The sequence below is a fragment of the Flavobacterium sp. W20_MBD1_R3 genome, from assembly GCF_052119725.1.
In the GTDB taxonomy this organism is placed as follows: Bacteria; Bacteroidota; Bacteroidia; order Flavobacteriales; family Flavobacteriaceae; genus Flavobacterium.
The window spans coordinates 107,863-130,479 of record NZ_JBGQOR010000003.1 but is presented as its reverse complement, the minus strand read 5'-3'; the positions used below and the strand labels follow the sequence as shown (position 1 = coordinate 130,479).

The 22,617-nt window shown below is 34.8% G+C and carries 14 protein-coding genes; 12 read left to right on the top strand and 2 right to left on the bottom strand.

The window, feature by feature from the left end; translation table 11 throughout:
- Positions 1-32: 32 nt before the first annotated feature.
- The 12 genes from menD to ACEN2F_RS06420 all read left to right on the top strand — a co-directional run bounded on the left by menD (position 33) and on the right by ACEN2F_RS06420 (position 20,425).
- Positions 33-1,694, top strand: coding sequence for a 2-succinyl-5-enolpyruvyl-6-hydroxy-3-cyclohexene-1-carboxylic-acid synthase (gene menD / locus ACEN2F_RS06475; protein WP_441737126.1), 1,662 nt, complete (start codon positions 33-35; stop codon positions 1,692-1,694).
- An 88-nt stretch (positions 1,695-1,782) separates the two neighbouring features.
- Positions 1,783-2,124 carry a DUF2853 family protein gene (locus tag ACEN2F_RS06470; protein ID WP_441737124.1) on the top strand — a complete coding sequence of 114 codons (342 nt, stop codon included), beginning with the start codon at positions 1,783-1,785 and terminating at the stop codon, positions 2,122-2,124.
- 305 nt (positions 2,125-2,429) lie between these two features.
- Entirely contained in the window at positions 2,430-3,629 is a 1,200-nt protein-coding gene (locus ACEN2F_RS06465; protein ID WP_441737121.1) for an acetate/propionate family kinase, read from the top strand.
- Positions 3,630-3,729: 100 nt separating this feature from the next.
- Complete coding sequence (locus ACEN2F_RS06460; RefSeq protein ID WP_441737119.1) at positions 3,730-6,474, top strand: histidine kinase; 2,745 nt, start codon at positions 3,730-3,732, stop codon at positions 6,472-6,474.
- Positions 6,475-6,720: 246 nt separating this feature from the next.
- Positions 6,721-9,732: a SusC/RagA family TonB-linked outer membrane protein gene (locus ACEN2F_RS06455; RefSeq protein ID WP_441737116.1), complete on the top strand. Its 3,012-nt coding sequence runs from the start codon at positions 6,721-6,723 to the stop codon at positions 9,730-9,732.
- 4 nt (positions 9,733-9,736) lie between these two features.
- Positions 9,737-11,200 carry a RagB/SusD family nutrient uptake outer membrane protein gene (locus ACEN2F_RS06450; RefSeq protein ID WP_441737114.1) on the top strand — a complete coding sequence of 488 codons (1,464 nt, stop codon included), beginning with the start codon at positions 9,737-9,739 and terminating at the stop codon, positions 11,198-11,200.
- A 17-nt stretch (positions 11,201-11,217) separates the two neighbouring features.
- On the top strand, positions 11,218-12,195 hold the full coding sequence (locus ACEN2F_RS06445) for a LamG-like jellyroll fold domain-containing protein (RefSeq protein ID WP_441737111.1): 978 nt from the start codon (positions 11,218-11,220) through the stop codon (positions 12,193-12,195).
- A gap of 73 nt (positions 12,196-12,268) precedes the next feature.
- Entirely contained in the window at positions 12,269-13,657 is a 1,389-nt protein-coding gene (locus ACEN2F_RS06440; protein ID WP_441737108.1) for a glucoamylase family protein, read from the top strand.
- A 6-nt stretch (positions 13,658-13,663) separates the two neighbouring features.
- Positions 13,664-14,377: a prolyl oligopeptidase family serine peptidase gene (locus ACEN2F_RS06435; protein ID WP_441737106.1), complete on the top strand. Its 714-nt coding sequence runs from the start codon at positions 13,664-13,666 to the stop codon at positions 14,375-14,377.
- Positions 14,367-16,667, top strand: coding sequence for a beta-glucosidase BglX (gene bglX, locus ACEN2F_RS06430; protein WP_441737105.1), 2,301 nt, complete (start codon positions 14,367-14,369; stop codon positions 16,665-16,667). Before ACEN2F_RS06435 ends, bglX begins: the two co-directional genes overlap by 11 nt.
- A 145-nt stretch (positions 16,668-16,812) precedes the next feature.
- Complete coding sequence (locus ACEN2F_RS06425; RefSeq protein WP_441737102.1) at positions 16,813-18,909, top strand: glycoside hydrolase family 97 protein; 2,097 nt, start codon at positions 16,813-16,815, stop codon at positions 18,907-18,909.
- A 139-nt stretch (positions 18,910-19,048) separates the two neighbouring features.
- Positions 19,049-20,425 carry a M28 family peptidase gene (locus ACEN2F_RS06420; RefSeq protein ID WP_441737099.1) on the top strand — a complete coding sequence of 459 codons (1,377 nt, stop codon included), beginning with the start codon at positions 19,049-19,051 and terminating at the stop codon, positions 20,423-20,425.
- A 39-nt stretch (positions 20,426-20,464) separates the two neighbouring features.
- Here the strand turns inward: ACEN2F_RS06420 and ACEN2F_RS06415 are convergent, their stop codons facing one another.
- The gene (locus ACEN2F_RS06415; RefSeq protein WP_441737096.1) at positions 20,465-21,559 is read right to left on the bottom strand and encodes an ATP-binding protein; all 1,095 of its coding nucleotides are present in this window, start codon (positions 21,557-21,559) and stop codon (positions 20,465-20,467) included.
- A gap of 198 nt (positions 21,560-21,757) precedes the next feature.
- The gene (locus ACEN2F_RS06410; protein ID WP_441737093.1) at positions 21,758-22,603 is read right to left on the bottom strand and encodes a hypothetical protein; all 846 of its coding nucleotides are present in this window, start codon (positions 22,601-22,603) and stop codon (positions 21,758-21,760) included.
- Positions 22,604-22,617 lie beyond the last annotated feature (14 nt).

Below are 22,617 nucleotides of genomic sequence, written 5' to 3'. Positions count from 1 at the left end.
TTTGTAACTTTGTATCTCAGAAAATGTATACAATGATTTACCCCAAAATACCTTTAGCACAAAGCATTATTGAAATTTGTTTGTCCAAAGGAATTACCACCATAATTATTTCTCCGGGCTCCCGAAATGCCCCGCTTACAATTGGTTTTGTAAATAATCCTGCCTTTCAATGTTACAGTATTGCTGATGAACGTTCAGCTGCTTTTTTTGCATTAGGAATCGCACAACAAACCAAGCAGCCAGTGGCATTGGTCTGTACTTCCGGTTCGGCACTATTGAATTATTACCCCGCTTTTGCGGAAGCATTTTACAGTCAGATTCCTATGATTGTGATTTCGGCAGACAGACCGCAAAGCAAAATTGATATTGGCGACGGACAAACGATTAGACAAGAAAATGTATTCGAAAACCATTCGCTATACAATGCTAATTTGCATGAGGATGTTTCAATCGAGAATGATTTAAAAATCAACGAGGCGATTAATACGGCTATTACTCAAAAAGGTCCTGTTCACATCAATGCGCCTTTTGAAGAACCGTTGTATGAAACCGTTTCGGAGCTTTCAGTCAAAGTAAATACTGTCGCTTTCGCAAATGTGACTCAGACGATTTCCATGAAAGATGTTGCTGAATATGCAACGATTTGGAATAACTCCACTAAAAAAATGATTTTGGTTGGCGTAAATGAACCGAATGCAATCAATGAAAAAATAATTGAGGCTTTCGCCAAAGAGGAGTCGGTTGTAGTGTTGACTGAAACGACTTCTAACCTTCATCACGATACTTTTATCAATAATATTGATACGATAATTACGCCTTTTACAACTGCGAATTTTGAGGATTTACGTCCAGAAATATTGTTGACTTTTGGCGGAATGGTTGTTTCAAAACGAATCAAGGCTTTTTTAAGAAAATACAAACCAAAACACCATTGGCATATTGATTCTTGGAGAGCGTATGATACTTTTGGTGCTTTGACTAAACATTTTGAAGTTGACCCAAATGTATTTTTTGACACTTTCTTGCCACTCACAAATTTAATCGAAAGTAATTATTTTCAACAATTAGACGCTGTAAAAGCATTGCGAAAGCTAAAAAGCGATATTTATTTAGATAAAATTCCTTTTTCGGATTTTAAAGTTTTCGAAAAAGTGATGCAATGTCTACCAATCAACAGTCAATTGCAAATCAGCAATAGTTCGGCCATTCGGTATGCACAATTAATAGATATAGACCCTTCGATTGAAGTATATTGCAATCGCGGTACTAGCGGAATCGACGGAAGTACTTCTACTGCTATTGGTGCGGCTGTAGCCAATGCTAAACAGACGGTATTTATAACGGGTGATATTGGGTTTTTATATGACAGCAATGCGTTGTGGAATAATTATGTCCCGAAAAACTTCAAGATTATTCTAATCAATAATGGAGGTGGAGGGATTTTTAGAATTTTACCAGGACATGAAGAAAGTCCTGTTTTTAATACCTTCTTTGAAACGGCTCATTGTTTAACCGCCGAACATTTGGCTAAAATGTATGGTTTTGAATATAGTATCGCTAGCGATGAAGCTAGTTTATCAAGAAGTTTGACCGCTTTGTATGCTCAAAATGAAAAACCAAGTATTTTGGAAATTTTCACACCCACATTAAAAAACGACAGTATTTTACTTCAATACTTTAAAGAATTGGTTTAATCAATTTTTGACGTTCGTAAAAGGAGATGAATTAATGTTTAAATTTGAGGGAGTAAAAATCTATTAATCAAATAGTAAACTTTTTTTTATGAGTGCAAGAGAAGAATTAATCGTAAAGTATGCCGCCGATTTAAAAGACAGATGTGGCGTTAATCCAGATATGGATTTGTTAACAAAAGTAACTATTGGTTGTGGTCCGTCAATTTATAATGATGATTCTGCAACCATAGCCGGAAGTCAGCAAGCTGAATTAGACACGGTAAAAAACAATTTCCTAATCAAGAAATTAGGACTTAAAGAGGAACCTGAATTAGATGCTGCGATCGACGCTGTTATGGAAAAATACGGTCGCTCTAACCGAAATAAATATAGAGTGGTTGTGTATTACTTACTGACAGTTCACTTTAAAAAAGAGAGTATTTATAAATAATATTTAATCAGATCGTCATTTAATTGTATACTTTTGAAGAGCGTTAGAGCATAAGAAAAGAAAGCAATAAAGAAGAAATTTTTTAGCGTTTCACTTGAATTATTTTATTAAAATGGTAGCAAAATACAACCTATCGGTAGGTAATTGACAATGATAGTAACATCATTTTAGCGCATTTTGTTTTTGAACACTTGTTTTAAAAACAAAAAAATAATAAAATAAATTTAATCAAAAGTAAGGTACAGGCCTATGCTATTATCATTTAGAAATAATAGGTATTTAGTTACCACCTCCATAAATAAATTATGAAAATATTTATAATAAACTCTGGAAGTTCCTCTATAAAATATCAACTAATCAACATGCCGGCAAATGAAGTTGTTTGTTCTGGTATGATTGATAGAATTGGGTTAGAAACTTCTAATCTAACGTACGTAACAAATACCACTAAATTAGAAGAAACGCTGCCAATTGCCAATCATAAAATTGGTTTAGAAAAAATTGCGAACTTACTAATGGATAAAAAAGTAGGTGTGATTAAAAGTACCGATGAAATAGAAGCCGTGGGACACCGCGTGGTACATGGCGGGAGCAACTTTTCGAATACCGTGATCATTACTAAAGAAGTAAAAGATAAAATTAGACAGCTTTTTGATTTGGCTCCTTTGCACAATCCTGCTAATTTAGAAGGAATAATTGTAGCAGAAGAAATTTTTTGTTCGGCGCAACAAGTGGCTGTTTTTGATACCGCTTTTCATCAAACGATTCCTGTTGTAGCACACAAATATGCGGTACCCAATTATCTTTTGACAGAAAATAAAATTCGTGTTTACGGTTTTCATGGCACTAGTCATAAATATGTTTCAGAAAACGCGATTCATTTTTTAAAACAAAACGCTGTACAGAAAAGCTCAAATATTATCACAATACATTTAGGAAACGGTTGCAGTATGACCGCAATTAAAGACGGGAAAAGTATTGATCATACCCTGGGATTTGCGCCAATGAATGGCTTGATTATGGGAACACGAAGCGGTGATATTGATCAATCCGTGATTTTTTATCTGGTAAATTCTTTAGGTTATTCATTGGAAGCTGTCAATACGATGTTGCAAAAACAAAGCGGAATGTTAGGCCTTACGGGATACAGTGACCTGAGAGATATAGAAGCAAATGCAGAGAACGGAAATGAAGATTGTCAGTTGGCTTTAGCAATGAATGCGTACCGAATAAAAAAATATATTGGTTCCTATGCCGCAGTATTAAACGGATTAGATGCTATTGTTTTCACGGCTGGAATTGGTGAGAATTCCTCTTACATAAGAAAATTAGTGTGTACGGATATGGAATATTTTGGAATTGAACTGGATCAGGCTAAAAATGATATTCGTTCAAAAGAGATCCGAGAAATCAATAAACCAGAATCAAAAACTAAAATATTGATTGTACCAACTAATGAAGAAATCGAGATTGCCAATCAAGTATTTGAATTATTGAAGAATTAAGAAAATACGTTGCTCTTAGGAAAGCTTCTGCATTCAGAAGCTTTTTTTATGCCTTTTATTTGAGAAATCTATTTATATTTGAAAATAAAAACACCACCTTTTGAAATTAAAAATTACTATAATAACCTTTTTATATTTTATTTCATTCCAACTTTTTGCTCAGGAGTTACTTCCTTTTGTTGAAAATTACAACAAATCAGATTATCAAGGCGATAACCAGATTTGGAATGTAGCTCAAGGAAATGATAATGCGATGTACTTTGCTAACAATTACTATTTGCTAAGATATGATGGCGTAAAATGGGAGAAATATACATTGCCCAACAAGACAATCATTCGTTCGATACTGGTTGATGGTGACAGGATTTATTCAGGTTCTTATAAAGAATTTGGGTATTGGCAGCGCAAAAATGGCACGATGTTTTACGTTTCTATTTCTGATAAAACCAAGGTTTTTGAGGATAGTGATAATGAGGAGATTTGGAAGATATTTAAGTTCAAAGGAAAAATTTATTTTCAATCATTCAATGGAATTTTTCTATTTGATGGAAAAGATATCAAGAAGAAAGCCTTTTCTTTCTTGGCTTCCTATTGTTTTGTGGTCGACGATCAGTTGTTAGTTGCTTCAGTGGAGGATGGAATTTTTAAGATGAACGGCTCTAAATTTCAAAAAATTCAAGGTTGGTCACTAGTGGAAAATAATGTGATTCATGCAGTTGAAAAATTCCAAAATAGAACTTATATTTTTACTAAAAAAAATGGGGTTTATGTTGACGATAAGGGTGTTTTGAGCCCTTGGAAAAATCCTTTAAATGCTATTTTGAAAACGGCTAATATCAATGCCGCTAAATTCATCAGCAATAGTAAATTAGTTGTAGGAACTGGTAGTAAAGGCCTTTATTTATTTGATTTAGAAACTAATTCCTATAAAAATATTAATAGAAATAATGTATTGATGAACAACTCGATTTTGAGTATGGGAGTCGATAAAGAAAATGATTTATGGATTGGTTTGGATAACGGAATTGCTCATATTGAGGTTAATTCCCCCATTTCAATTTTTTATGATAATTCCGGTATTTTAGGGTCGGTTTATTCGGTAGCAAGTACTCCAAAAGGCTATTTGATGGCTTCTAATCACGGTGTTTATAAATATGAAAATAAGGAACTTTCTTTGATTCCAAGTACACAGGGACAAGCTTGGAATATTAGTAAAATAAATAATAAATTTCTTATAGGACATAATGAAGGTACTTTTGTTTATGAAAACGGAAGTGTTTCTCAATTGAGTGCCGTAAATGGTGGTTGGAATCTCGTAAAAAGTGGCGTCAACAATTCATATTTGCAAGCTACGTACAGCGGGGTGATTATTTATAACGATAAGAACGATTTAAGTCAGAAAAAAGTTATTCATGGTCTTTTGAAACCTATAAAATACGTAGCTCAAAATCGGAAAAATGAAATATGGGCTGCGGATAATAATAGAGGTCTGTATCGAATTTTGTATAACGATGCTTATGAAACAACAGAAATCAAAAATGTTACTAAAGATAGTAAAATCAAAAATGATTTTGGAGTGAAAATATTTGAGTTCAGAAATGAGATTCTTTTTCTTATCAATAAGTCGTGGTATACCTATAATTCAATTGCGAACCAATTGGAAAAAGATATAGTATTCAATTCTAATTTTAAAAACGTTACCGATATTGCATCAATAGATGAGAGTCATTTCGTGGTTCTTCAAAATGGTCTTTTGTATCATATTTATGCTGCTGGAAACAAATTTGTCTGGAATGTTATTCATGAAAAATATTATTTAGGAAAAATCATTAATGACAATTTGAAAATTTTTAAAAATAAAGAAAGTTATTTATTAAATCTTGATGACGGTTTTATTGCTCTTCAATTGAAACAACAACCCAATCAAAATGCAACTGTAAGAATCGAAGCCTTTAGTGACAGTAGTCTGATTCAAAATAAATCGAAGATAAACTACAATTTAGAGTTAAAATTACATGTAATATCAGGTAAATTTGGAGCTGCAAAACCAAATTTGTTTTTTAAAACTATTGCGTCAGGTAATTTTATGCCAATCAAAGACGGAATTATCGTATTGAATAATCTAAGTAGTGGTTCTCATAAAGTCACTATTTATCGAAATAATGGATTGAATTATACTACCATTGCTGATTTTCAATTTAGTGTAGCTAAGCCTTGGTATTTTTCTTTTTGGATGATTGCATTGTATTTAAGTGCAGCAATGGTCATCTTATACTTGTATTATAAATGGAACAACCTACGTTACAATCAAAAGTTGAAGTTGCGGGATGAGGAACTAAAACATCAAAGTAAAATTCTAGAAATGGAATTAAAAGCTGAAAATAAATTGAATGTTCAAGAATATGAAAGGCACATTCTTGAATTAGAATTACAAACCAAATCATCTGAAGTTGCGGGTAAATCACTTTCTATAGCTAAGCAAAGTGAAATGATTGAAAATATTCAAGGAATTCTGGATTCGGAAACCGATTTCAACCGACTTAAAAGTGAAATAAAAAAAGCTATAAAAATCAATGCTGTAAATAAGCATGAATGGGAGGTTTTTGAGAATAATCTAAACCAAATTCATAATGAATTTATTGGTACGCTCTCGAAGAAATATTCCAACCTAACTTCTAAGGATATTAAACTTTGTATTTACTTAAAAATGAATCTTTCATCGAAAGAAATTGCTCCGCTGATGAACATCTCTTTTAGAGGAGTGGAACTACATCGTTATCGTTTAAGAAAGAAATTAAATTTAGTTCAGGACGAAAATCTGTCTAAATTTTTATTAAACTTATAAATACCTCTGTTTTTTTATTGATACTTTAATTGGAACGCTGTTTTTATAGTATAAAACACAGTACATCATTACTACATCAACACCTGGCTAACTAACATGTCTATTTGCTTATTAAATAGCCTAATCCGTTGATTGTACTATCAATTTATATTTTTTGATGTAGTCGCGTAGTAGTGTTGTTTGACTAACTATAACGTTGTAATTATCTATCTTAGCTTCATTAACATTTTAACAATTTATTAATATATGAGAAATTTTATTTTGAGCTTTTTAGCGCTCATACTGCTTCCAGCTTATATGTCTGGTCAAGTCATTAAGGGAATAGTATCAGATAAGAATGGTATTGGAATTCCTGGTGCAATTATAATTGCGGTTGATTCAAAAACCAATGCAAATAGTGATTTTGATGGAAATTTTGAAATCAAGGCAGTGGCGGGTGAAATTTTGCAAGTATCAATGTTGGGTTTTCAATCTTATTCTGTTGCAGCATCTGCAACTTTGATGCAGATTACTCTTCAAGAGGATCAAGATATGCAACTAGATGAAGTGGTAGTAATTGGTTACGGAACCCGTAAAATAATTGATAATACGTCCTCCATTACCTCATTAAAAGCAGAAGAAATCTCTAAAACTAAAGTTTTGAATGCTTCGCAAGCTATTCAAGGTAAAGCCGCTGGAGTTCAGGTAATCTCTTCAGATTTACCAGGAAGTTCACCTACGGTAGTTATTAGGGGTTTAGGAACAGCAATTGGAGGACGAACTCCTTTATTTGTTGTAGATGGAATGCCTACGGATAACATTAATAATATTAACACAAATGATATTACTTCTTATGAAATTCTGAAAGATGCATCTTCTCTTGCTATTTATGGTACTAGAGCTGCTAATGGGGTTATTATTATTACTACTAAAAAAGGAAAAGGTGACAAAGTATCTGTCGAATTTGAAACTTTCGCAGGATTTAGACAGCCTTTGAAAAAAGTGAAAATGGCAGGAAGCAATAAGTTTTCGCATTATTCGAATTCTGCTCTGCAAACCACTACTTTTTCACAAGATCAACCCGTAAATACGGATTGGTTTGATGCTATAACTAGAACGGGAATGTACACTCAAAATAACGTTTCGGTTTCCGGATCAACAGAAAAGATTAAATACTTTTTTAGTGTGGGTAACTATGAAGAAAAAGGTATTCTTAAAGGTTTAGATTACGGTCGTACTACTTTTAGAAATAATAATGAATATAAGATTTCTGATAAGATAACCTTAAGTCAAAATTTTAGTTTGGGTTCGACTAATTCAACTCCAAAACCTTTGGGTGCTTTTACTACTGCTTACAAACAATCGCCTATCGTTCCTGTCTATTTTCCTGATGGTCAGTATGGAGTTCCTCTTGTAGGAGAAAATGGTTTTGCAGGTACATCGGGTAATTTATTTAACAATGTGGGTAATCCGGTAGCGCAATTAGACTTTTTTGATGAAGAACAAAGAAGTTTGACTTTGCAAGGTGGTTTAAAATTAGATTACGATATTTTAAAGTCTTTGAAGTTTACCTCTCAATTTAATGGGGAATATTATTCTTGGAAAAATTATAATTTTTCTGATTCGCGAGGAATATGGATGGCGCGTAACCCAAATACAAGTGCTGCGGATTATGAAGCAGCTAATGTAGGAGTCCCTCTGAATTTATTAACTAAAGGAAGATCTCAATATTTCAATTGGAACTTAACGAATTACTTTACTTATAATAAAGTTTTTGGAGGAATTCATGATGTAGAACTTACCGGTGGAATTGAAACTTCTATTAGAGGGTCTAGAGAAACATTGACTGTTACCAGAAAAAATGTAAATGCCGATGCTAATTATTGGGCACTAAACGATGTTGATTATTCTGCTGATATTATGAATTATACTGATGCAGTTTCAAATGAAAGTAAATTAGCTTCTTATTTTGGTCGTTTCCAATATAAATTAATGGATCGATACTTAATTACGGGAACATTAAGACGCGATGGTTCTTCTAATTTTGGAAAAGAATACCGTTGGGGAACCTTTCCTGCCTTTGGTTTGGGTTGGATTATCTCTAAAGAAGGTTTTATGGCAGATGTTAAAGGAGTTGATTTATTGAAATTAAGAGGAGGTTGGGGTAGACTAGGAAACCAAAACGTACCGCTTAATAATCAAGCCTTTTCTTCAGGATTGACTTATCCTTTAGGAGGTTCTATATTGCTGAGTGAAGGAACAACAATTAATTCTCAGATTGATCCTAGCTTATCTTGGGAAATTACCGAGGAAGCTTCTGCAGGTATCGATTTTGAATTCTTGAATAGCAGATTAAAAGGTTCTTTTGATGTGTATGACAAAACTACAACAAATGTTATTTTATACACAAGACCTTATAGTACCTCTGGAATAAGTAATGACTCTCCTGCACATGTTGGTGAGGTTTCAAACAAAGGGTATGAAATTGCTTTGCGTTGGGATGATCAATTAGCTGATAATTTGAGCTATTGGGTTGGAGGTAATTTTTCAAATAACCAAAATGAACTTTCAGGGCTAAAAAATGTTAGGTTACCACAACGTCTTGGTGGAAGCTTAGGAAACGGTCAAAATACAAAAGTATTAGACGATAGTTCTGTTGGTCAACCACTAGGTAGTTTTTTTATGTACGAATATGCGGGTTTTGATCCTACAAATGGAACTATGTTGTATTACAATACCGCAGGCGAAAAAGTGAGTCAAGGAACTTTGAATGATGCAGATAAAAAACATGTAGGATCTGTTTTACCTACTTCAACGTATGGAGTTACTTTAGGACTGAACTATAAAAACTTTGATTTCTCAGTTGATGGTTATGGAACTTCAGGAGCAAAAGTGTACAATGGTAAAAAAGCACAACGTTTTGGAAACGAAAACATCGAAGAATCTTTAGCTACTGATTTCTGGACTATAAATAATACAACAGCTTCTAATCCAGCGCCTTTTAATCAAGTTCCTGTCGCTTCTACTTATTATTTAGAATCAGGTGACTTTTTTAGAATAAACAACATTACGTTAGGGTATAAAATTCCGTTAAAAGGAGATTTTATAAACTCTTGCAGAATATATGTTAATGCGATCAATCCATTAATTACACAAAAATTCTCTGGTTTTTCGCCTGAATTGAATGGAAATGGTGATCCTTATGGAAGTCAAGGAATCGAGCTAGATGCTTATCCTACTTTGAGATCATTTGTAATTGGTGCTAATTTAAAATTTTAAGAGTATGAAAAAAATATATATCTCCGTTTTTGTTCTATCCGCTTGCTTTATTTCCGGATGTTCAGATGAGTATTTAGACGTAGATCAAACCGAATCTATTTCTACTAATGATATCGCATTATTAAACAATGATGCCGGTGCAGCAACTTTTGTCACTGCAATTTATAATAAGTTTTTAGATTGGAATATGTCTTCCTTTTCTTGGAATGGGGTTTCTAGTATTGCTTCTGATGATGCCGATAAAGGATCATCACCAAGTGACACAGGTTCTGATAAAGACTTATTAGATGCCTTGACCTATAATCCATCAAGTCCTTCGACTACTGAAATTTTTGCAGCTAATTACGAAGGAATCAATAGATGCAACCAAGCATTGAACATTATTCCACAATTAGACCAAGCTAATGCTGCTTTGCGTACCAGATTAATTGGTGAAGCCAAGTTTTTACGTGCTTTCATGTATTTTACTTTGGTCAAAACCTATGGTGGTGTTCCCATTGTAGATCGTTTGCCAAACCCTTCTTCTGATGAAGATCGAATTATGCAATTAACGCGTAAATCAACTGCTGAAGTCTATGCATTTATCGAAAATGACTTGAATGACGCAATTGAAGCGTTACCAAATAAAGCCGCTTACAACGCTTCCGAAAAAGGAAGAGCTTCTCAAGGATCTGCTTATGCTTTGTTAGCCAAAGTAAATCTGTACCAAAAAAATTGGCAAAAAGTGATCGACAATTGCAATCTAGTTACCGGATATTCTCTTGTTTCTGATTATGCATCTATGTTTAGATTAGCTGGAGAAAATGATGCCGAATCTATATTTGAAATTCAAGGAGTAGGAGGATCTCTTCCAGCTCAAGGAATCAAACAATATTCGCAAACGCAAGGTGCTCGTGGTTCCGGTGGCTGGGGTTGGGGTTTCAATACGCCTTCTCAAAGTTTATTAGAAGCCTATGAAGCGAATGATGTCAGAAAAAATGCAACAATTATGTTTAGAGGCGCAACTTTGTACGATGGCAGAGTAGTTCCCGCTGATGCTGATAATCCAATGTATAATTATAAAGCCTATTCTTCCGCTTATTCTGGTCAGGATAATTCAGATACCAATATCAAATATTTGCGTTATGCTGAAGTGATCTTAATGAAAGCAGAAGCGCTGAACGAATTAAATCAAACTTCTGAAGCAATTGTTTTGTTGAACCAAATAAGAACTAGAGCGGGATTAGCCAATACAACATTCTCCTCACAAGCGGATATAAAAATTGCAATTTGGAAAGAAAGAAGAGTCGAAATGGCTTTTGAACACGATAGATTTTTTGATTTAGTTCGAACAGGATCTGCTCGTGCTGTAGCTGCTTTTGCTGTTCATGGCAAAACATTTGTAGCAGGAAAACATGAAGTGTTTCCTTTACCACAAAACTTTATCAGCGAAGCGTCTGGATTGTCAGCTCAAAATCCTGGATATTAATTTTTAAAACAGTAAAAATGAAAAAAAATAAATATATTTTCTTGTTCGCCTCTGTTCTGGCTTCACAATTTTTTGTGAGCTGCAATGAGGACAGTATTGATACCGTAAACAGTCCAATTGCTTATGAAGCAATTGGTGGTTACGAAAGCTCAGATGAAATTGCCGCGGATAATTTAATTACTAAATTGAGTTTTGAAAATAATCTTATCGATAGTAAAAATAACATCTCAGGTTTTGTAGGAACGAATGTAGGTTATGCAACCGGAATCAAAGGAAATGCCTATTCTGGTTCAAGTTCTCAAGAGCGATATGCTGTTGCAAATGCGACTACGGCAGTAACAACATTAAATAATTTTACAGTCGCTTTTTGGATGAATACTGCAAATACTGTTGATCCTGCCACTGCAGGAATAGGAAAAGGTGCCCAAGGTATTTTTTCAATAGTAAGACCATTAGAATTTTGGGGAGGACTGAATGTGTTTCTAGAAAATCCTGATAGTAATTTCCCAAACAGATTGCGATTAAAACTAGGTATAGAAAACGGAAGATCAGGTGTGGCTTGGCGAGGACAAGGTGCAATAATGAATATTGATAATAGCTTAAACCAATGGATTCACATTGTCTTTACGTACAATGCAAGTACGAGCATTCTATCTGCTTACCTTAACGGATCTTTATGTGCAAATTTAGGCGGTTTTCCTTATGCTCCAGCAAATGGTACAGCAGGAATCGCACCTTTGTTTGCGGATAATCCGGGCGACCTAAATAATAGTAATAATGCTCCAAAATATGGTGCTTTTGAAATGACGGGTACCAATGGTAAGGTTGTTTTTGGAACCCATCAATTTGAAACAAGTCCACCACTAAATAATGGTTCTCAACAAGATTGGGCAACCGGCTATGCGGGTTTGCTCGACGAGTTCAGAATTTATAATGTGGCACTTTCTGTAAATGAAATAGCAGCACTTAATAAATTAGAAAAAGACAACAGATAAAAGATTGTAAACCCCTAGATTTTTATAACTAGGGGTTTATTTTAAAATTACTAATCCTATTATTTCTATTAAAATGAAAATTTCCCTGAGCATACTATTTTGTATTAGTTTTTTTATTTCATGTTCTTCCTCAACTCCGGATAGTACAGGAGGCACTGGAACTCCGTTGCCAACTACTCCTGTAACTACAACAGTTCCTCTAACGGATATTGAGGCTATGGATCAGGTTCAAAAAGATGCCATCAAGTATTTTTGGGAGTATGCCGAACCCAATTCTAAACTGGCAAGAGAACGGTATTATACCAATGATCCTAGCTTTGAAGCCAATATTGTCACCACAGGCGGTTCCGGTTTTGGATTGATGTCAATAATTGTAGGTGTTGAAAGAGGTTTTGTAAATCGGTCAGAAGCCGTTTCCCGACTTACAACTGCTATGAATTTTCTCGAAAATGCAGAACGTTTTCACGGTGCTTGGCCCCATTGGATGGATGGTTCAACCGGAAAAGTAATTCCCTTTGGAACAAAAGACAACGGAGGTGATTTAGTAGAAACATCTTTCCTTTGTCAAGGATTATTAAGCATTAGAGAATATTTTAAAGACGGTAACACCAATGAAAAAGCATTGGCCGCAAAGGCAGATACACTTTGGAAAGGGGTGGAATGGGACTGGTATACCAAAGGAGAAAATGCTCTTTACTGGCATTGGTCACCCCAATACGGTTGGGATATGAACTTCAAGTTAGAAGGTTATAATGAATGTTTGATTACTTATGTTTTGGGAGCTGCTTCACCTACACATCCTATTTCGGCTGAGGCTTATCATCAAGGTTGGGCAAGAAATGGAGCTATTAAAAACGGTGGTTCACAATACGGAATTCCAGTCGTTTTTAATTATAATGGTGCTTCAGGAAATGTGGGGCCTCTGTTCTGGGCACAATATTCCTATTTAGGTTTAGATCCTACTACTTTGAAAGATCAATATGCAGATTATTGGACATTGACCCAAAATCATTCTAAAATTATAAACTCATATTGTATTGCTAATCCAAAACAGTGGACAGGATATTCTGATAAATGTTGGGGTTTAACAGCGAGTTATTCCCGTAACAGCGATGGTTCTACAGGATATTCAGCACACCAACCCAATAATGACTTAGGGGTAATTACGCCTACGGCAGCACTTTCTTCTTTTCCTTTTACACCAGCTGAATCTATGAAGTTTCTTCATTATCTATACGATGAAAAAAGAGCAGATTATGTTGGAATAGCCGGGCCTTATGATGCTTTTTCACCGCATTATAATTGGGTAACACCACGATATTTAGCTATTGATCAAGGTACAATTGCACCCATGATTGAAAATCACCGTTCAGGTTTATTATGGAAATTATTTATGAATGCGCCAGAAATAAAACCAGGTTTAGCAAAATTAGGATTTAATTCTACAAAATATAATCTTTAAAAATTGATGAAGTATCTACTTGTAATAACTGCATTTTTAGTGTCGTGTTATTCCTTTTCTCAAACGGAGATTGTTGGGAAAATCAAAACTGAAATCGTACAAAAACGAGAATTATCGTACGCTTTACAGCTTCCGGCGAATGCCAAAGATAAAAAGCCTTTGATTATTTTTCTTCACGGTTCTGGTGAAAAAGGCAAGGATATTGAAAAAGTAAAAGCGCACGGACCGTTCAAGTATTTGAAAAATAACAAACTCGATGCGTACGTTTTGGCTCCACAATGTCCAGAAAATGAATATTGGAATGAAGAAGTATTGTATCGTTTGATTCTGAAAATTCAGAAGGAAAACAATATTGATGCTAACCGAATTTATCTCACAGGCCTTAGCATGGGAGCATGGGGCGCATGGAATCTAGTCTTTGCACATCCTGAAACTTTTGCGGCTTTTGTGCCTATTGCAGGATATGTAGACAGAATCCCCATGATCGAAAATTGTAAAATCAAAGCTATTCCTATTCGGATTTTTCACGGATTATTAGATGATGTTGTCAATGTAGATTATTCCATTGCGATGTATAAAAAATTAAAAACCTGCAACACTAATGTGGAACTAACCATTTTTGATGATGCAAACCACGACAGTTGGTCGCGTGTATATGACAACCAAGAAATTTATGATTGGATGTTCCAACAAACAAAAAACAAACAAAATGAAAATTAAACTTATTATACTCCTTATTGGCTTTTCTCTTTTTGGCTACAGCCAAAAAAAGACATCCAAAAAGAACGTCAAAATTAAACCAAAAACAGAATTCGTAGCAGAGTTGCTTTCGAAAATGACTTTAGAAGAAAAAATTGGCCAATTAAATTTACCAACATCGGGAGATATAACCACTGGAGCTGCTAACAGTTCTAATGTAGCGAAGAATATCGAAGACGGGAAAGTGGGTGGTTTATTCAACATCAAATCAGTTCAAAAAATATATGAAGTTCAAAAGATTGCTGTCGAAAAAAGCCGATTAAAAATTCCGTTACTTTTTGGAATGGACGTTATTCATGGATATGAAACTACGTTTCCAATTCCTTTGGGAATGTCAGCCACTTGGGACATGAAATTAATTGAGCGTAGTGCGCAAATTGCCGCTCAGGAAGCTAGTGCCGATGGAATTAACTGGACTTTTTCCCCTATGGTTGATATTTCGCGTGATCCTCGTTGGGGAAGAGTTTCTGAAGGTTCAGGAGAAGATCCTTATTTAGGAAGCCAAATTGCAAAAGCAATGGTCAATGGATATCAGCAGAATGACTTGTCTCTTAATAACACTATTTTGGCCTGTGTCAAACATTTTGCTTTGTATGGCGCGCCAGAAGCTGGACGTGATTACAATACGGTTGACATGAGCCGAATTAAAATGTATAATGATTATTTTCCGCCTTACAAAGCCGCTGTTGATGCGGGTGTAGGTTCTGTTATGGCTTCTTTTAATGAAGTAGACGGAATTCCTGCAACGGGAAATAAATGGTTGATGACTGAGGTATTGCGCAAGCAATGGGGTTTTGACGGATTTGTGGTTACTGATTTTACTGGGATTCCTGAAATGATTGAACATGGAATGGGCGATTTGCAAACTGTTTCTGCTTTGGCCCTAAATGCCGGAATTGAAATGGATATGGTGGGTGAAGGTTTTTTGACGACTTTAAAGAAATCAGTAGACGAAAAGAAAGTGAGTATCGAACAAATTGATAATGCGGCTCGTCTTATTTTGAATGCCAAATATGATTTGGGATTATTCCATGATCCGTATCGCTATACCGATACGAAAAGAGCAAAAAAGGAAATTTTTACTACAAGCAACAGAGCCGAAGCCAGAAGAACGGCTGCTCAATCTTTAGTTTTATTAAAGAATCAAAATCAGTTGCTTCCTTTGAAAAAGGCAGGAACGATTGCTTTAATAGGACCTTTGGCTGATGCCAAAGAAAATATGGCAGGAACCTGGAGTGTGGCTACTAATATGGATAAATCCATTTCCCTTTTAGCCGGGATCAAAGAAGTGGCCGGGAAGGATGCCAAAGTGCTTTACGCCAAAGGAAGTAATCTGGATTATGATGCGGCTTTCGAAGAAAAAGCAACCATGTTTGGCAAAACCTTACACCGTGATGACAGAACTAGCGAAGAATTATTAGCAGAAGCCTTGAAAATTGCCAATCAATCCGATGTGATTGTTGCAGCACTTGGCGAATCAGCTGAAATGTCCGGAGAAAGCAGCAGCAGAACGAACTTAGAGATTCCGCAAGCGCAAAAAGACCTATTGCAAGCCTTATTGAAAACAGGAAAACCTGTAGTTCTAGTTTTATTCACAGGCCGTCCATTGGTTTTGGTTCAGGAAAACGAAACAGTTCCGGCTATTTTGAATACTTGGTTTGCAGGAAGCGAAGCGGGAGTGGCGATTGCTGATGTTTTGTTTGGAGATGAAATTCCTTCTGGAAAATTGACGGCTACTTTCCCAAGAAGCGTTGGTCAAGTTCCGATTTATTACAATCAAAAAAATACGGGAAGACCGTTAGGGAATAAAGAAGGAAAGTTCGAAAAATTCAGATCGAACTACATCGACGAAAGAAATGAGCCCTTATTTCCTTTTGGTTTTGGATTGAGTTATACCACTTTCGACTATTCAAATCTGAAAATTTCATCGGATAAAATGAACTTCAACGAAAAAGTAAAAGTTACTGTTGATGTAACTAATACAGGGAATTATGATGGAAAAGAAGTGGTTCAATTGTATATAAGAGATTTAGTGGGTTCTGTTACAAGACCTGTCAAAGAATTGAAAGGATTCCAAAAAATTGCCCTTAAAAAAGGAGAAAAACAGACAGTTACTTTCGAAATTTCTGTCGAAGAATTAAAATTTTACAATTCAGATTTAGAATTTTTGGCTGAACCTGGTACTTTTCAGGTTTTTGTAGGTACAAATTCGAACACGGATATGAAAGTTAGTTTTGAGTTGATTAAATAGATTTGGTTTGTTTATTTATGATCGGCCCTTCAGTATTTGTACTGAAGGGTTTTTTTTTTAACAAAAAAACAGTATTTGTTACATGAGACACTATTAAAAACGGCTATTTTATTTACTTTTATCCATTCAAAAAAATTATTCAAAAATGAAATATTTATTTTCTCTTTTTCTACTCTTTCTTTTCAATTTAGGCAATGCCCAAAGCGTTCAATCGCCATCGGGTAAAATTGCCTTAAATTTCAAATTAGGAACAAACGGTCAACCTTTTTATGCTGTAAATTACAAAAATAAAGTCGTCGTTTTAGAAAGTGCTTTAGGGATACAATTAAAGGAAAAACCAGCTTTAGACACTAATTTTGAAATCCTAACTTCAAAAACTTCAAGCTTTAACGAATCGTGGAAACCTGTTTTAGGGGAACAATCCAGTATTAAAAATCACTATAATGAACTTAATATTTCGCTTATCAACAAGGAAACTAAGGTGAAAATGAATATCATTTTTAGGGTCTTTGATGAAGGAGTTGCTTTCAGATATGATTTTCCAAAACAAGCAGAGTTGAATTATTTCATCATTTCGGAGGAGGTAACTCAATTCAATTTAACTGAAAACAATAAAGTATTTTGGATTCCAGGAGATTTCGACAGCAATGAATACGAATACAACGAAACAAAATTTTCTGAAATTGATAATTCCAAAATCAATATGAACAACGGAATTGGAGTGAAGTCCATTCCAGGAAAATACATGGTTCAAACACCATTGATGATGAAAGCACCATCAGGTTTGTATCTCAATATTTTTGAAGCGGCAGTAGTTAATTATCCAGTAATGCATTTGAATGCTGACGTGATAAATTATAAATTAAAAGCCGAATTAGTTCCGAATGCCATTGGTGACAAAGCCTATCTTCAAACGCCTTGTGTGTCGCCTTGGAGAACCATAATGATTAGCGATGATGCGCGAGATATTGTGGCTTCTAAAATGATTTTGAACCTAAACGAACCATCAAAATTAGAAGATACTTCTTGGATAAAACCTATGAAATATGTTGGAATTTGGTGGGAAATGCACGTAGGGAAATCTACTTGGGATTATGCCGGTTCTCAAAACGCCACTAATTTTGCAGATGCACCAAAAGCATCGGGGAAACACGGTGCTACTACCGAAAATACGAAACGATACATTGATTTTGCAGCAAAAAACGGTTTTGATGGCGTATTGGTAGAAGGTTGGAATGTAGGTTGGGAAGACTGGAACGGAAACTGGAAAGAGGAAGTTTTTGATTTTACAACGCCGTATCCGGATTTCGATATTGCCGCTCTTTCGGCTTATGCCAAAGAAAAAAACGTTAAAATGATTATGCATCATGAAACATCTGGTTCTGTCAGTAATTATGAAAGACACTTGGATCGCGCTTTTGATCTTATGAAAAAATACGAGTATCCAGCAGTAAAATCTGGATATGTTGGTAAAATTATTCCGCGTGGCGAGTTTCATGACGGACAATCTATGGTGAATCATTTTAATTTTGTGGTAAAACGTGCCGCAGACTATAAGATTATGATTAACTCTCATGAATCGTCAAGACCAACCGGATTTGGAAGAACGTATCCTAATTATATCGCTGCCGAAGCGGCTCGTGGGAATGAATTCAATGCATGGAGTGTGGGTAATCCGCCAGCCCACGAAACCATTTTGCCTTTTACCAGACAATTGGGTGGACCAATGGATTATACACCAGGAATTTTTGAAGTAAAAATGAGTTATTATGATAAAAATAAAACAGAACAGGTTCACACTACTCTTGCTAAACAATTGGCTTTGTATGTAACCATGTATTCGCCGTTGCAAATGGCGGCTGATTTATTAGAGAATTATGAGAAATATCCAGATGCGTTTCAGTTTATCAAGGATGTTGAAACGGATTGGGATGAAAGCAGATATTTAGAAGCGGAGCCAGGTGATTATGTTACGGTTGCCCGAAATACCAAAGGAAAAGAAACTTGGTTTTTAGGAGCGATCACAGATGAGAATGCCAGAACATCAGAAATAAAATTAGACTTCCTAACCAAAGGAAAAAAATACAAAGCCATCATTTATGAAGATGCTAAAGATGCCGATTGGAAGAACAACCCAATTGCTTATAAAATAAGAACGATAGTAGTGACCAGCAAATCAAAAATCAAATTGAATTTAGCTCCAGGAGGAGGAACAGCAATCAGTTTCGAACCAATACAGTAATATTTAAAACCTGCAAGAACGTATAACTTGCAGGTTTTTTTTTGGATCTTAGCTCAAATATTCGATAAGAATGACGAAATTGCGAGAGCAACCAAAACCAAAATTATAAAGAAGAATATCCAAAAAGCCTAAATTTATTATGAAAAAATCAATTGTTTTAGCCGCACTTTTGTTTGGTGGAATTACTGTATTCGCACAAGCTAAAGACGAACAAGCGTTAAAAGAAATTTATAAATCATCCTTGACAAATGCCAAATGTTATCCTTGGTTGGACCATTTATCCAATACCATTGGTTCCCGATTATCAGGTTCCACAGGAGCAGAAAAAGCCGTTTTGTATGCCAAAGCACAATTAGAAACGCTTGGTTTAGATAAAGTGTACCTTCAGGAAGTAATGGTGCCAAAATGGGTTCGTGGCGAAAAGGAAATCGGATATTTACAATTGGGTAAACAAAAGATCTCATTCCCGATTTGTGCCTTAGGAGGTTCTGTAGCGACGCCAAAAGATGGATTGAATACCAATGTGATTGAAGTAAAAAGTTTAGAAGAATTAGCCGCTCTTGGCGAAGCCAAAGTAAAAGGGAAAATAGTTTTTTTTAACAGACCAATGAATCCAGAGTTTGTAGAGACCTTTAAAGCCTACAGTGGCTGCGTTGACCAGAGATCATCAGGCGCTAGAGAGGCAGGAAAACTCGGAGCTTTGGCAGTGATTGTTCGTTCAATGAATTTAAGATTAGATGATTTTCCGCATACAGGGGCAACTAATTATGGAGACATTGCAAAAGAGCAACGCATTCCAGCAACTGCTATTAGTACCAACGGTGCCGAACTTTTGAGTAAAAGTTTGAAAACCAATCCCAATGCAACTTTTTACTTGAAACAATCATGTGAAACATTTGCTGATGTTTTATCCTATAATGTTGTTGGTGAAATGACTGGTTCTGAACATCCTGAAAGAATAATGGTTGTTGGAGGTCACCTTGATTCTTGGGATCTTGGAGATGGTTCTCATGACGATGGGGCAGGATGTGTCCAAAGTATGGAAGTGTTGAATATCTTCAAAAATATTGGCTACAAGCCTAAAAACACGTTGCGCGTTGTTTTGTTTATGAACGAGGAAAACGGTGTTCGAGGCGGAAAAGAATATGAAACACAGTCCAATAAAAACAAGGAAAATCATATTTTCGCTTTAGAAAGTGATTCGGGAGGATTTTCTCCAAGAGGTTTTTCAATTGATGCCGATGAGGCAAACTTTAATAAAATCAGTAGTTGGGCAACTTTATTCGAGCCCTATTTAATCCACAAATTTGTAAAAGGACATTCTGGAGTTGATATTGGTCCTTTACAATCCAATCATATCGTAAAGGTGGGATTACAACCGGATTCACAACGTTATTTTGATTACCATCATGCGGCAAATGACACTTTTGATGCTGTCAATAAAAGAGAGTTGGAACTGGGAGCCGCAGCAATGGCTTCGTTACTTTATTTGATAGATCAAAACGGTATTCTATAAAAAAAGCAAAGCATTGTATCTTTTTGAAGGTGCTACATTTCAATATTTAAAAGATATTGTGAAGGTAGCGCCTTCATTTATTGTACTCTCAACCGCAATTCGTCCGCCCAAACTAGTGATGTGATTGTAGACTAAATACAATCCTATTCCGTTGCTGTCATTGTTGCCATGAAATTTTTCATATAATCCAAAAATTTTGTTTTTCACCTTATCGAGATCAAAACCAAGACCATTATCTGAAAATATCAATTGACTAATTCCGTTCACTTTTTTAGACTGAATGAAAATAATTGGGGTCGTTTCTGGTTTGGCATATTTAATAGAATTAGTCAATAAATTTAAAAAAATGCTTTTGATGTACGCTTTATTAAAAGCAACATTTTCAAAAGCCGAAAAGTCAACATTTATGACAGCTTTTGAATCCTGTACTAAGGATTTTATTGATATTAGGACTTCTTTTAGTGATTCCTTTAGGTTTATATCTTCTATTTGTGTGTTGATATTCTTGTTTTCAATTAATTGATCAATGGAATCGCTTAGCGTTTGTTTCAAATTTTCACTGGTTAATTTCAGAATATCAATTAATTCTAGAGTTTCCGGATCGTGAATTTTGCTACTATCAATCAAACTAAAAACGGAAAGCATATTATTGATAGGAGACTTTAAATCGTGGGACGTTTTATGTGATAAAACAGTAAGTTCTTTGTTAATTTGGGTAAGATTTGCAAGAAGTAAATTGCGTTCTTCTTCCTCTTTTTTCTTATGAGTGATGTTCTTGGCAATTGCGTACACTAACTTTTCGGACTCGACAGGCATTGATGTCCAAGATAGCCAAACAACAGCTCCACTTTTAGTTAAATATCGATTTTCAAAATTTAAAAGAGGCTTGTTTTTATAGACTTGTTCTCGGGTTTCAATTGTGATTTTAAGATCTGGAGCATAAACAAAACTGCTTATGGGTTTAGCATACAACTCCTCATCAGTATACTCTAATAACTTTGAAACAGCAGGATTTATTCTCTTAAAATAACCGTCAAATCCTGCAATACATATAAAATCAGCAGATATTTTAAAAAAATTGTCAAAGTGGTAGTCAGTTTTTAAAGAAGAAGATAAAGTTTTGTTTTTGGTCATTTATAATTTAAATAAAATTATTTCATTGTAGATAATAAAAATAGAATTATAAAATTAACCTTTTCTTTTTAAAAATGAGGAAGAAAATGACAAAACAATTTGCTAGTTGGTAATTCTATAATATTTTGTCATTTTTGCCGGAAAATCATAAAAAAAGCCATCATAAATGACAGCTTTGATAATTTTTTTGCGTGAGAGTTAGATTCTAAATATTCCTCCCACCGCAATTATTCTCTGAAAAAAGAAAAAATCTTGTGAAGCACTATCTTCGATGTTTTGTGTAGTTCGGATGTCTTGCATGTTGATGTAGCCTCCTTTAAGTTCTCCTTGTATATAAAAATGTTTAAAAAAAGTAATATTCAAACCTGCTTTTAAAGAAGTTCCATAACCCGAAACATGAAAATCATCATGACGTTCTTTTCCTAATAAGGTTGTATTTGTTTTTGGATACAAAAGACCAAGACCAAATCCTTCCGTCAAATTAACTTGAATTTTATCGGTATTGTTAATTTTGAAAATAGAGGAAATATCGTCATGTCGAGAAAACTCTGTATTTACATAATTTAACCCGTCGGTATGCTCGTACTTTAGAAATTCTGGGGTTAAAAGCACTTGATTATTAGCCAATATTTCATCGTAGGATCCCGGATTTGGATAATATCCGTTGACATCAACAGCATTATTTTGAGTCATCACATATTTCATGTGATCTACACCTATTGCCACACTATAATGATCGCTTATAAAGTACCCCATTCTAAAATTAGTTTGAGGAATTGTCATTTTTGTTGGGTTGATGTAGTCAACATGCCAACCTTTTGGTTTGTCCTGCGCTTGAACGTTTTCTAAAGTAAAATTATAATCTTTACCCTGAAAAGTGATGTCTGATTTGGAGTAACTATCTCTGTTTCCTCCCCATGAAATAAAAAATTTTCCTTTGTTATGAGTTGTATATTTAGTTTGAATTTCTGTAATTTCCTGTGCAATTGTGTTATTGGTAAATAAAATGGTAAGGAATGCGGAATATAATAAAAAATGTTTCAATGAATTTGGGGCCT